This is a genomic window from Marinobacterium halophilum, assembly GCF_003014615.1.
Taxonomy (GTDB): Bacteria; Pseudomonadota; Gammaproteobacteria; order Pseudomonadales; family Balneatricaceae; genus Marinobacterium; species Marinobacterium halophilum.
The window spans coordinates 129,356-142,589 of the sequence record NZ_PYGI01000005.1 but is presented as its reverse complement, the minus strand read 5'-3'; the positions used below and the strand labels follow the sequence as shown (position 1 = coordinate 142,589).

Sequence of the window (13,234 nt, the reverse complement as noted above, 5' to 3'; positions counted from 1 at the left end):
GATGCTCTGCGAGTAGATAAACCGGGAAGACAGGATGCAAAATACAATACAGGGAAGGGTATGCCCACGTCTGCCGTTCGGGGTTACACTGCTGTTGGTGATCATGTTGCCGGCTTTGTTGGCGATATCAACCACCCTGCGCGCAGCGGGGCTGGGCGATTACTGGTCGGTTGATCAATATTATTCCATGCATCCCGACCAGAAGCCCTGGCTGGATGAGCTGGTTCATGCAGTCCAGCAGGATCCTGTTGGCGTGCCTGCCGCGTTACGACAAAAAACGATTCGGATTGCTCAAGTGTATCCGGGACTGCAGGCATCCAGTTATTGGTCGGATAGTGAAAATGCGCTGACTGGGCGTCTGGATGCACTGGGCATTCGCTATTGGCTGGAAACGCGTTACACCGCACCCAATACTCAATTCGATGAACAGATTCGGCAGATTCACGAGCTGCTTGCGTGGAAGCCGGATTATCTGATCTATACCTTGGATTCTCCACGTCAGAAATTGATCGTCGAGCGTCTGGTCCAGAACACGGACACCCGTTTGATCCTGCAGAATATCACCACGCCGTTGAAAGCCTGGGATAAACGTCAGCCTTTTATGTATGTCGGTTTTGACCATGCTGAAGGTGCACAGATACTTGCGCAGCAATTTCGTGATCGTTTCCCGGATCAAGCTGATTACGGCGTTCTGTTTCGCAGTAAGGGGCTGGTGAGTCAGATGCGGGGGGTCAACTTTATTCAGGCGCAGCCTGCCGCACACCGATTACGCAGCAGCTTCTATTCTGACTCCAGCCGTGAAGGCGGGCGGGTTGCTGCATTGCAGATGCTGCGTGAGTCCCCGCAACTGGATTATATTTATGCCTGCTCGACAGACCTGGCGCTGGGAGTGTTGGACGCCTTGGCTGAACTGGATCGACAGGATGTGATGGTGAATGGTTGGGGTGGCGGGCCGGAAGAGATTGAACAGCTGCGTGCCGGGTCGCTTCCGCTGGTGTTAATGCGGATGAGCGATGAAAGCGGTATTGCGATTGCTGAAGCGATACGGCGAGAACTGTTGGGGCTTCCGGTACCGCTGGTGTATGCGGGGCGCTTTACCGTGCTGCATAAAGGCATGTCGGATGCCAGTATTCGAGAACAGGAAGCACGTGCGCACCGCTACTCTGGAGTGCATTCCAATGGCAACTAAGCCGCGTTTTAAAACGCTGACATTTTTGCTGACGTTGGGGTCGTCGCTGGTCTTTCTGATGGTATTCATCAGTACTGCCTTTATTCAGTCCCGAGGCGTCATCGAGCTTCAGGCCGAGGGGTATAATCGAGGACTGGCGGCGCGCTATGAGCAACGTTTGCATGACTATCTTGCAAACGTGGAGGACGAGGCTCTGGCGATTGCCGCCAATGCGGACCGTGTGGAGGCGCTGTATACCGGTGATCAGCTGCAGTTTCACCGCAGCCTTACCCGTTGGGAGGAGCGTTATGAGAACCTGCACTATGATTTTGTCGCCGCGTCCTTCTTTGCATCCGCACGTTGCTATCTGTCGCGCAGTTATGTGCCTGAGTTGAGTGTCATGCCTTGCGAGGATCTGGTGCGCGAACATGGCGAGTTTGCAGCCTATGGGTGGCGTCAGGTGCAGCTCAACGGCGAGTGGCTGGCCGTGTATTCAACTCCACTGGAGTTGAGTGAGTCCGGCAAGATTGTAGGCCAGTTGATGGTGGGCATTCGCCTGAAGAATAATCGTTACCTGTTGAATCAGCTGTTATTGCCAGCCGATGGCTTACAGATGCTGGGGCTGTTTGGCGACGAGCAGCCACTGACCATTCTGGATCGAATGTCAGCAGATGCCGAGCGTGAGCGGCGTGTGGGTATCACCTATTCTGAAGGGCTGACACAACTTGGCCAGAATGTTCGCATCGGTCTGATATCCAGTGACCAGGCGCAGATGCAGCTGCGGACGGTACTGATTGAAACGCTTTTTTACGGTTGTCTGCTGGCGCTGGTTGTGTCGTTGGTGATGTCGTTACTGCTGTCGGGTGCGGTGGACCGCCAGTTGCAGCAGCTGATCGCATTTACCCGCCTCGCCAATACGGACCGCAACACCCGCTGGCCGCAAACCCGCATTCGTGAATTCAACCTTATCGGTGAAGAGATCGTCAGCATTGTTAATTGTCTGAAGGCGCGAGAAGACGAGCTGGAAAGCGTCAATATGCAGTTGTCACAGAACAATGAGGAAAAGCGGCAGATTTTGCAGCACCTGATGCAGACGCAAGAGCGTGAACGACTACGTTTGTCCAGTGAGTTGCATGACGATATGGCGCAGTTGTTGGTGGCGGTCAAAATGAACCTGCAACTGCATCATGATGAGCTTCAGGCAGGTGAGCCCTGTATTGAGAACCTGGAGCATGCGATGACGCTGGTCAATAGCATTTATGACACGGTTTATCATCGTATTCGTATGTTGCGGCCTTCTGAACTCAGTGATTTTGGTTTGGGGGTCAGCGTGGCCGCACTGCCGGTAGTCAAGCTGTTGGAGCAGCTGGATTATGCGGTTGAGCTGGATATCAATCAGACTCGGCCGTTACAGGCTGAGCTGATGTCCAATCTTTACCGTATTGCCCAGGAAGCGTTGTCCAATGTGGCGCGGCATGCGCATGGAACCTATGTGCTGGTGCAGTTATGTGATGAGCCGACCGGGTTGCGTATGGTTATCGAAGATGATGGCCAAGGTCTCGGTGATGCTCGGGAGCGGGCTCAAACTGGAGGGTTTGGCCTATTGGGGATACGTGAGCGAGCAGAGCACATGCATGCCGAGCTGACGATTGCCTCTGGGCACGGAGTGCGTATTGAGCTGTTTATTCCTGCCGAGTATGCCTACCTTGCACCTCTGTCGGCACCGGAAAGCGAAAAAACACCGTAATACTACGTAGCCAATCCTGCGGAAACTACGTTCTGATCTGCGTATAAATGGCGGGTAGTTGCGGGTTTTTGCGAATATTTTTATCACGTCCTTCTGTTGATACTGTTGATTGCCGGTGACATGCCCGATGCGCCGGTCGGAATGACAACAGAGGATGGATAAAAATAATGTTTAAACTGACCTTTGCTCGTAAAATTCTGACGGCCGCTGCCTGTGCAGCCGTGCTGATCAGCCCGGCCCAGGCCGCCGAGAAAGTCTACAAGCTGAAGCTGGCCGAAACCTGGCCGACCAACTTCGGTGTCTTCAGTGAACCTGCCCGACGCATGGCTGATCTGGCTAACAAGATGTCAAACGGTCGACTCGAGATTCGTATCGATACGGCTAACAAGCACAAGTCTGCGTTTGGCGTATTCGATATGGTCCGTGCCGGGCAGTACGACATGGGGCATTCGGCGTCCTACTACTGGAAAGGCAAGGTGCCCAACACCCTGTATTTCACCACTATGCCGTTTGGTATGACAGCAACCGAGCAGTATGGCTGGTTCTATTACGGCGATGGCATGGAGCTGATGCAGAAAGTGTATGAGCCCTTCAATCTGATGTCATTTCCGGGCGGTAATACCGGTGTGCAGATGGGTGGCTGGTTCCAGAAAGAGATCAACACCGTCGAAGACCTTCAGGGTCTGAAGATGCGTATACCGGGCTTTGCCGGTGAAGTGTTGGCCAAGCTGGGCGCCAATCCGACCAATATCCCGCCGGGTGAGCTGTATACCTCGCTGGAGCGCCGCACCATCGACGCGCTTGAATGGGTAGGTCCGTCCATGGATCTGCGTATGGGCTTCCATAAAATTGCACCTTACTACTACACCGGCTGGCATGAGCCTGGCACCGAGCTGCAGTTTATCGTGAACAAGCGTACATTTGAGAAGTTGCCGGCTGATTTGCAGGAGATCCTGACGACAGCGATGCGTGTCGCGGCATATGACATGACTATTAAGTCGCATCATGAGTCGGGTAAGAACTGGGCCACCATGAAGGCCGAATATCCGAATGTCGAGGTGAAAACCTTCCCTGATGAAGTGATGACGGCCTTGCGTCAGGCCAATGACGACCTGCTGGCTGAGCATTCTGCCAACGACCCGCTTGCGAAGGAGATTCTCGACTCCCAGGCTGAGTATATGGGTGTGGTGCGTCAGTGGACCGATATTGCTGACCGGGCCTACTTGAACAGCTTCGAGTAAGTCAGTCGTGGGGCTTGGGCAATCCAGGCCCCATTCATCACCAGACGATGTGTCTGCTGTTCCTGTCTGTGAGGACTTCACATGTTTCTGTTACGCCTTGAGCAGACGATCAATGCTTTCTCCGACTGGTTGGGCAAGATCTCTGCTGTACTGTTTGTATTGATGTTGTTCAACGTCTTCTATGACGTAATCACGCGTTACCTGTTCAATGATGTTTCCATCGGCATGCAAGAACTGGAGTGGCACCTGTTTGCTGCCATGTTCATGTTGGGTGTGCCATTTACGCTCAGAGCGGGTGGTCATGTACGTGTCGATATCGTGTACGAAGGTTTGAGTCTGAAGCGGAAGGCTTTTGTCGATCTCTTCGGGATTCTGACCTTGCTGTTTCCCTTTTGTCTCTTGGTGGCTTGGTATGGCGTGGATTTTGCGCGCGAGTCGTTTGAGTTGGGTGAAACATCAGGTGACCCCGGTGGCTTGTCTTACCGCTGGGTTATCAAGGCTGTAATCCCCTTTGCCCTTTTCTGCACCTTCATCAGTGGGGTGGGAATGATGCTGAGGTCGATCAATATACTCAAGGGTCATCACCAGGGTGATGACTATATTCCGACACAGCACTGACGAAGGATCTCACGATGATTGGTATTACAATGTTTTTCGTGGCTCTGGCGATGCTGTTGATCGGCTTCCCGGTAGCCTTTATTTTCGGTGGTGTAGCGCTGTGGTTTGGTGTGTATGCCGAAGGTCCGGACATGTTTGCATTCATGCCGTTCCGTATTCAGAGCATCATGGAAAATACGGTGCTGATGGCGGTACCGCTGTTTGTATTTATGGGTATTGTCTTGCAGCGTACTCGCCTTGCTGAGCAGTTGCTGGAGTCCATGGGTAAGCTGTTCGGTGGTGTGCGTGGCGGACTGGCAATCTCTACAGTTCTGGTGGGCGCGTTGCTGGCAGCATCTACTGGTGTGGTGGGAGCTTCCGTCGTTGCGATGGGTTTGATCTCATTGCCGGTAATGCTGAAATACAACTATGACAAGAAGCTGGCCTGCGGCACCATCTGTGCTTCAGGTACGCTGGGGCAGATCATCCCGCCCTCGATTATCCTGATCATTCTGGGTGATGTTATGGGGATTCCGGTGGGCGACCTGTTTCAGGCTGCAATACTGCCGGGCTCGATTTTGATCGGTGCCTATATCATCTACATCCTGATCTACACCTACCTCAAGCCTGAAGTGGCACCGGCATTGCCACTGGATCCGAATGACGGAACCCGAAAAGAACAGATATTCAAGGCGTTGAAGGCTATTATCCCGCCGTTAACATTGATCTTGGTGGTGCTGGGTTCCATCTTTGCCGGTATTGCTACGCCCACCGAATCGTCGGCTCTGGGTGGAGTGGGTGCGCTGTTGCTGGCGCTTATTTACGGTCAGTTCAGCTGGAAAATGGTATTTGACTCCGCAACTGAAACCGTCAAGGTGACTGCGATGGTCTTTGCCATCTTGTTGGGGGCAACGGCCTTCTCAATGGCTTTCAGTTATACCGGTGGTGAAGAGGTGGTCGAGCATTATCTGTCCAATCTCCCGGGTGGTGCCATGGGCTTCCTGCTGCTGTCGATGTTGGCAATCATGATTTTGGGGTTCTTCATCGATTTCGTCGAGATCAGCTTCATCATCGTGCCAATCCTGTTGCCAGCGGCTGAAATTCTGGGCATTGCGCCGCTGTGGTTTGCCATTCTGATTGCAATGAACCTGCAGACCAGCTTTTTGACGCCACCGTTTGGCTTCAGTCTCTTTTATCTGAAGGGTGTGGCGCCGCCGCAGGTTCGTACGCTGGACATATATAAGGGAGTGTTGCCCTTCATCCTGCTGCAAGTTCTGGTCGTTATCTCGATACTCTTGTTCCCGGATCTTTACGGACTGGTTTAAACTCAAGCGGTAGCCCCGGGGTATAACCCGGGGCATTTCTGTTTCCCTGCAGCGGGTACCGTTTCATGCCGCTCAAGTTCAAGATCTTACTCCTCTCTCTTATTCCGATGATGGTGGTGACATCCGCTGTTACCTGGATTGGTCTCAATCAGGCGCGTCAATTGTCCGAAGAGGAAATTCGGCTATTTGAAGAAAGTCTGCTGTCGTCACGGCAACGTGAGCTTAAAAACTATGTTGACCTGGCGCTTACGTCTATTGCGCACATCGTCAATGATGCCGGTGTTGATGATGAGCAGGCAAAGGCGAATGTACGCCGTATTCTGACCGATATGACCTTTGGGCAGGGCACAGACGGTTACTTCTTTGTTTATACCCTGGACGGCACCAACCTGGTGCACCCGACACTGCCTGAGCTGGTAGGTCAGAATTTGTATGATCTGCAGGACCGGCGTGGTGATTATGTTATCCGTAACCTGCTGGCACAGGTTGAGAACGGGGGCGGGTACCATCAGTATCTGTGGCAAAAACCGTCGCGGCAGGAATATATCGAGAAGCTCAGTTATGTGGTGCTGCTGCCAAAGTGGAACTGGATGCTGGGTACAGGGTTATACCTTGATGACATCAGTCGCGACGTTGCCAAAATTCGTGCGCAGGTCAATCGTAATATCCGTAATACCTTCTTTACAGTATTGGTGATCATGTCGGTGGCTGTCGTGCTGGTGGTGCTCGTGGGCATTGCCGTAAATCTGCATGAAAGTCGCCTGGCTGACAGTCGATTGCGTCTGCTGGCTCATCGTTCGGTGTTGGCCAACGTGGCGGATCGGCGGCGTTTTTCTCGTGAGTTGCATGATGGCATCAATCAATTGATGGTGTCTGTGCTGTACCGGATTGAACTGGCGCAGCGCAAGCTGAAACGGCAGGACATGAGTGGGCTGGAGGACTTGGGCCAGGGTTATGATGTGCTGAATGAAGCCATTCAGGAAGTGCGGCGAATATCACACGATTTGCGACCGACATTGCTGGATGATCTGGGATTGCAGGCCGCACTGGAAGGCTTGCTCAGTCGGTTTGCCGAGCGTACTGGTATGCGTTTGCAGGTAGACATTCGCATGCCGGTGGCAGAGCCGCCGGAAGATGTGGAGATCACCATTTACCGCCTGGTACAGGAGGGGCTGACTAACGTGGAGCGGCATGCAGATGCCAGTCTGCTCAAATTGAGTGTGTGGGGGCAGGCCGGTATGCTATGGCTACGACTTCAGGATAACGGGTGTGGCTTTGACTCTGATGTGCTGGAACGGTTTGAAGGGATCGGCTTGCGTAACATGCGTGAACGGGTCGAGCTGCTGGGTGGCGAGTTTCGTTTGTTATCAAAGTTAGGGCAGGGTGCTACTCTGCTGGTAGGTCTGTCATTGCAGCAGAGGGTATAAAGGCATGGGGCAACGCATACGTGTATTGCTGGTGGATGATCATCCATTGGTCATTGATGGTATCCAGGCGCGCCTTGAGGGTGAGGGTGATATTGAGGTTGTAGGGCGTGGCGGTAATGGCCAGGAAGCCATAGTGCTGAGCCGAGAGCTGCAGCCCGATGTGGTGCTGATGGATATTTCCATGCCTGTTATGAATGGTTTGGAGGCGACGCGTATTCTCAGTGAGCAGGCTCCTGATACTCGGGTGCTTATTCTGAGCATGCATGATAATCGTGAATATATGGTGCAGCTGATTCAGAGTGGGGCCAAGGGCTATATCTTAAAGGATGTATCAGCTGCAGAAATGGTGAAGGCGGTCGAGACTGTCTATCAGGGTGGTACCTACTTCAGCGCCAGTGCCTCCCAGACCTTGTTCAGTAACTTCGAGCAGCCGGCTGCGGGGGAGGCGCGAGCGGCATCGGCGCTGACGCAGCGTGAGCAGACGGTGCTCAAACTACTGGCTGAAGGCCATAACAATAAGGAGATAGCCCGTGTGCTGGGCATTTCAGTGCGTACGGTGGAAACCCATCGCCAGAATTTAAAGGCCAAGCTGGATATCCATACGGCAGCAGGGCTGACCCGCTATGCCATTGAGCACAACCTGGTTCAGTTGTCCTGAATCGCGGACTGACTGTTCATTGATCGATTCTACTTATGATCTGTGCAGGTGGTGCATCCTTATGAAAAAGAACGAGAAAAAATTAAAAAAAGTCTTGCGCGCCAAAATTTCATCTATATAATACGCAGCAAGTTTCAGGACTATAGCTCAGTTGGTTAGAGCGCCACCTTGACATGGTGGAGGTCAGCAGTTCGAATCTGCTTAGTCCTACCAAATTATTGAAAAAAGCCACTAACGGATAATGCCGAGTGGCTTTTTTCATATCTGTACTCTAGTCATATGATTCTGTAGTCGTGTTGTGTTCAGTATGTGGGTTTGCTTCTTTTGGGGTGCTCTATTCTGTCGGGTTGGCTGGGGATAGCATGTGAGTATTTTTTGTATATTCCTTTCTGCTCTCCGAGTCTGGATGCGCTGCATGGTTAATATATTTAGTATCCATGTGGGCTATTGAGGCTCTTATTATTCATGCGGCCTTTTCATGGCGTTTCTTGCAACTATGTTTTGCTTTAAATATTGCTATGGGTATTGTTTGAATTAGGGGTATTGGGGAGGGTGGGTAGGAACTCCCAGTGATTGCGCTCATGCAGGTAGTAGGTGGAGCAGATGTCGCATTTGGCCAGCTCGCTTTGGTGTAGATAGCTGATCGTGTGTAGGTCAGGGTGGCGTTTGCCGGTGCAAAGCAGCAGGTGGCATTGTTGGCAGCTGTGTTCCATGTTCAAGACTCCTTTTGAACGTTATCTTCCTTGGTCTGTACACTATAACCTGCCGGGACTGTATGAGCACTAAGACAAATTCCTAAAGTTAAACCAAAAAAAGCCCTGCAAGTGCAGGGCTTTTTTGTTTGTATCAGTGTCAGGCAGGGTAGTCGCGCTGCTTTTCGCCGGTATAGAGCTGGCGAGGGCGGCCGATCTTGTTCGGGCTGGAGTGGAACTCGTTCCAGTGCGATATCCAGCCGATGGTGCGTGACAGGGCGAAAATCACGGTGAACATATTGGTCGGGATGCCGATCGCTTTCAGAATGATGCCTGAGTAGAAGTCGACGTTCGGGTACAGTTTGCGCTGTACGAAGTAGTCGTCTTCCAGGGCAATCTGCTCCAGTCGCTTGGCAATGCGCAGCTGCGGATCGTTTTCGATACCCAGCAGGGCCAGTACTTCGTCGCAGGTCTTCTTCATGACCTTGGCGCGCGGATCGAAGTTGCGGTATACGCGGTGGCCAAAGCCCATCAGACGGAACGGGTCGTTCGGATCCTTGGCTTTTTCGATGAACTCTGCAATGTTGGATTCGTCACCGATTTCGTCCAGCATGGTCAAAACCGCTTCGTTCGCGCCGCCATGTGCCGGGCCCCAGAGCGCGGCAATGCCTGCTGCGATACAGGCGAACGGGTTGGCGCCGGATGAGCCAGCAAGGCGTACGGTTGATGTGGAGGCGTTCTGCTCATGGTCGGCATGGAGGATGAAAATACGATCCATGGCGCGGGCCAGTACCGGATTGACCTTGTACTCGGAGCAGGGGGTGCCAAACATCATGCGCAGGAAGTTTTCGCCGTAGCTCAACTCATTCTGCGGGTGCATAAACGGCTGGCCAATGGAGTACTTGTAGCACATGGCTGCAAGCGTCGGCATTTTGGCGATCAGGCGGTATGCGCAGACTTCACGGTGATGCGGGTTGTTGATGTCCAGCGAGTCATGGTAGAAAGCGGACAATGCGCCCACGACGCCACACATGATGGCCATCGGGTGGGCGTCGCGACGGAAGCCTTTGAAGAACTGGCTAAGCTGCTCATGCACCATTGTATGGTTGGACACGGTGTTGACGAACGTTTCTTTCTGTTCTGCGGTCGGCAGTTCGCCATTCAGCAGCAGGTAGCAGACTTCAAGATAGTCTGACTTTTCGGCCAGCTGTTCAATCGGATAGCCGCGATGCAGCAGAATCCCGTTGGCACCGTCTATGTAGGTGATCTTGGATTCGCATGCTGCAGTCGACACGAAGCCGGGGTCGTAAGTAAACAGACCTTTACCGGTCAACGGGCGTACATCTATGACGTCGGGACCTTCCGTACCGGAGTAGACCGGTAGTTCAATCGCTTCGTCTAGACCATCGACTGTCAAACGTGCTTTCTTGTCAGCCATTAGAGGCTCCTATCATTCTGTTTGTATTACTACGGCAAATGGAGCGCCGCGTCATAGGAAATGGCCCGAAAAAGGACTCGACCACTATAGAGTTTGAAACGGGATTGTCAATTAAGCGTTTAGCTAAAGTGTTGCAATGCAGCACGAGTAAAAAGTTCTACCAATACAAGTGCTTCAGGGGAATAAATAATTAGTTTAATACATCAAAACATAGCTATTACGAATTGGGAATAAGCATGGATCAATACACTAGACTTAAGCCTTAAGACCCTGTTATCTCGTTGTATTCCACATATGATCTGTCTATACTCTCGCCCCTGAGTTGGCACCGTGCCCGCTGGTTTAGTGTCAGTTCTGGCATCTCGAGGTACTACTCTCTGAGCACTTCCTAGCAACCTTGTCCGTTGTCCTGCAATTGGGCAAATAAAGTGTGAACTAGAGCCGTGAACAAGAAAAGACCTGTAAATTTAGATCTGCGAACCATAAAACAGCCACTCCCGGCGATCACTTCGATCATTCATCGCGTAACAGGGGTGGCGCTGTTCTTCGGCGCCATCTTTATGATGTATGTGTTGAGTCTTTCGCTGGAGTCTCAGGCCGGCTTCAATGAAGCTACTGAGATGCTCCAGGAGTCTTTCCTGGCAAAACTCATTGCATGGGGACTGGTATCAGCACTGCTGTACCACTTCTTTGCAGGTATCAAGCACCTGATCATGGATCTTGGTCACTGTGAAGAACTGGAAGGCGGTCGTCTGGCTGCAAAAGTCACCTTGGTAGTAGCGGTTATCGCTATTCTGCTGGCGGGAGTCTGGATATGGTAACTAGTATTACAAGCTTTGGTCGTAGCGGTCTTTATGACTGGATGATGCAGCGTGTTACAGCGCTGGTGCTGCTGACCTACACCGTTTTCATGATCGGTTATCTGCTGCTGAACCCTGATATGGGTTATGCGCAGTGGAGAGAGCTGTTTGATGGTACGGTTATGCGTATCTATACCCTGCTGGCAATACTCTCCATGGTGGCACATGCCTGGATCGGTATGTGGTCTGTATCTACTGACTATATTAAGCCGACCGGCGCTCGCTTTGTATTCCAGTCCGCATGCGGCCTGCTGGCGTTTATTTACGTCGTGTGGGGCGTCCAGATTCTGTGGGGTATCTAAAACATGTCTAAACTGCGTACGCTTACTTTCGATGCGATTGTGGTCGGTGGTGGTGGTGCGGGCATGCGCGCAGCGCTACAGCTTGCACAATCAGGTTTGAATACCGCCTGTGTCACTAAAGTATTTCCGACCCGGTCTCATACCGTATCGGCTCAGGGTGGTATTACCTGTGCAATTGCGAGTGCTGATCCGAATGATGATTGGCGCTGGCACATGTATGACACCGTTAAGGGGTCTGATTACATCGGTGACCAGGACGCAATTGAGTACATGTGTTCTGTAGGTCCTCAGGCTGTATTCGAGCTGGACCACATGGGGTTGCCGTTCTCCCGTACTGAAGTGGGTCGTATCTACCAGCGTCCGTTCGGTGGTCAGTCCAAGGGTCCAAACGACTCTACCCAGGCTGCGCGTACCTGTGCGGCAGCTGACCGTACCGGTCATGCACTTCTGCATACTCTGTACCAGGCTAACATGAAAGCCGGTACTACATTCCTGAATGAATGGTATGCCGTTGATCTGGTGAAAAACGCTGACGGTGATGTGGTAGGTTGTATTGCAATCTGCATCGAATCGGGCGAGACCGTCTATATCAAGGCCAAGGCAACAGTTCTGGCAACCGGTGGTGCGGGTCGTATCTACTCCTCTACTACCAACGCGCTGATCAATACCGGTGACGGTATTGGTATGGCAATGCGTGCTGGCGTGCCTGTCCAGGATATGGAAATGTGGCAGTTCCACCCGACCGGTATTGCCGGTGCTGGCGTTCTGGTAACAGAAGGCTGTCGTGGCGAAGGTGGCTACCTGGTCAACAAGGATGGCGAGCGTTTCATGGAGCGTTACGCTCCGAATGCCAAGGATCTTGCGGGTCGTGACGTTGTTGCGCGCTCCATGATTCTGGAAATCCTTGAAGGTCGCGGTTGCGGTGAGAATGGCGACCACGTTTACCTGAAGCTGGATCATCTGGGTGAGGAAGTTCTGCACTCCCGCCTGCCGGGTATCTGTGAACTGTCGAAAACGTTTGCAGCATCCGATCCTGTTAAAGAGCCGATTCCGGTTGTTCCGACCTGTCATTATATGATGGGTGGTGTTGCTACCAATATCGGTGGTCAGGCGATTGCGCCGGATCAGGAGACGGGCGAAGACAAGATCATTAACGGTCTGTTTGCCTGCGGTGAAGCCGCGTGCGTATCTGTTCATGGTGCCAACCGTCTGGGTGGCAACTCGCTGCTTGATTTGGTGGTCTTCGGCCGCGCAGCCGGTATCCAGATCGAACAGCAGATGCGTGAAGGCTATCAGGTGACTGATGCAACCGACGCTGATATTGAAGCGGCGATGGGTCGTCTGAATCGTCTGAATAGCAGCACGGGTGGTGAAAAGGTTGCTGACGTTCGTAAGGATCTGCAGGCTACTATGCAGCTCTACTTCGGTGTATTCCGCGATGGCGAGAGCATGCAGAAGGGCTTGGGTCTGTTGAAGGAGATCCGCGAGCGTGTAGCCAACGTACATCTGGAAGACAAGAGTCAGGCGTTCAATACCTCGCGTATTGAAGCACTGGAGCTTGAAAACCTGATGGAAGTTGCTGAAGCAACTGCGATCGCGGCAGAGGAGCGTAAGGAGTCGCGTGGTGCGCATGCCCGTAACGACTTCACCGAGCGTGATGACGAGAACTGGTTGTGCCATTCAGTCTTCTTCCCGCTGAACAAGTCCGTTGGCAAACGTGCAGTAAACTTTGCACCGAAGACAATGGATCCGTTCCCGCCGAAAATACGAACCTATTAA

The 13,234-nt window shown here is 52.5% G+C and carries 11 protein-coding genes and 1 tRNA gene; 11 read left to right on the top strand and 1 reads right to left on the bottom strand.

The window, feature by feature from the left end; translation table 11 throughout:
- Positions 1–34 precede the first annotated feature (34 nt).
- The 8 genes from CLV44_RS05050 (at position 35) to CLV44_RS05015 (ending at position 8,376) form a co-directional block, all read left to right on the top strand.
- Positions 35–1,189 (top strand): substrate-binding domain-containing protein, encoded by a 1,155-nt coding sequence (locus CLV44_RS05050; RefSeq protein ID WP_106591022.1) that lies wholly within the window; start codon positions 35–37, stop codon positions 1,187–1,189.
- A complete protein-coding gene (locus CLV44_RS05045; protein WP_170069264.1) occupies positions 1,179–2,915 on the top strand; it encodes a sensor histidine kinase in 1,737 nt (578 codons plus the stop codon). The genes CLV44_RS05050 and CLV44_RS05045 overlap by 11 nt, the downstream gene beginning before the upstream one ends.
- 167 nt (positions 2,916–3,082) lie before the next feature.
- On the top strand, positions 3,083–4,156 hold the full coding sequence (locus CLV44_RS05040) for a TRAP transporter substrate-binding protein (protein WP_106591020.1): 1,074 nt from the start codon (positions 3,083–3,085) through the stop codon (positions 4,154–4,156).
- 81 nt (positions 4,157–4,237) lie between these two features.
- Entirely contained in the window at positions 4,238–4,774 is a 537-nt protein-coding gene (locus CLV44_RS05035; RefSeq protein WP_106591019.1) for a TRAP transporter small permease subunit, read from the top strand.
- Between the two features lie 14 nt (positions 4,775–4,788).
- The gene (locus tag CLV44_RS05030; protein ID WP_106591018.1) at positions 4,789–6,078 is read left to right on the top strand and encodes a TRAP transporter large permease; all 1,290 of its coding nucleotides are present in this window, start codon (positions 4,789–4,791) and stop codon (positions 6,076–6,078) included.
- 65 nt (positions 6,079–6,143) lie between these two features.
- Positions 6,144–7,505: a cache domain-containing protein gene (locus CLV44_RS05025; protein WP_106591017.1), complete on the top strand. Its 1,362-nt coding sequence runs from the start codon at positions 6,144–6,146 to the stop codon at positions 7,503–7,505.
- A 4-nt stretch (positions 7,506–7,509) separates the two neighbouring features.
- Positions 7,510–8,163, top strand: coding sequence for a response regulator transcription factor (locus CLV44_RS05020; RefSeq protein ID WP_106591016.1), 654 nt, complete (start codon positions 7,510–7,512; stop codon positions 8,161–8,163).
- Positions 8,164–8,299: 136 nt separating this feature from the next.
- A tRNA-Val gene (locus CLV44_RS05015) sits at positions 8,300–8,376 on the top strand.
- 639 nt (positions 8,377–9,015) lie between these two features.
- Here the strand turns inward: CLV44_RS05015 and gltA are convergent.
- Positions 9,016–10,293, bottom strand: coding sequence for a citrate synthase (gene gltA / locus CLV44_RS05010; protein WP_106591015.1), 1,278 nt, complete (start codon positions 10,291–10,293; stop codon positions 9,016–9,018).
- Between the two features lie 443 nt (positions 10,294–10,736).
- Between gltA and sdhC the strand changes: the two genes are divergently transcribed.
- The 3 genes from sdhC to sdhA are packed head-to-tail and all read left to right on the top strand — an operon-like array spanning position 10,737 to position 13,234.
- The gene (gene sdhC / locus CLV44_RS05005) at positions 10,737–11,114 is read left to right on the top strand and encodes a succinate dehydrogenase, cytochrome b556 subunit (RefSeq protein WP_106591014.1); all 378 of its coding nucleotides are present in this window, start codon (positions 10,737–10,739) and stop codon (positions 11,112–11,114) included.
- A complete protein-coding gene (gene sdhD, locus CLV44_RS05000) occupies positions 11,108–11,455 on the top strand; it encodes a succinate dehydrogenase, hydrophobic membrane anchor protein (RefSeq protein ID WP_106591013.1) in 348 nt (115 codons plus the stop codon). Before sdhC ends, sdhD begins: the two co-directional genes overlap by 7 nt.
- Before the next feature lie 3 nt (positions 11,456–11,458).
- The gene (gene sdhA, locus CLV44_RS04995) at positions 11,459–13,234 is read left to right on the top strand and encodes a succinate dehydrogenase flavoprotein subunit (protein ID WP_106591012.1); all 1,776 of its coding nucleotides are present in this window, start codon (positions 11,459–11,461) and stop codon (positions 13,232–13,234) included.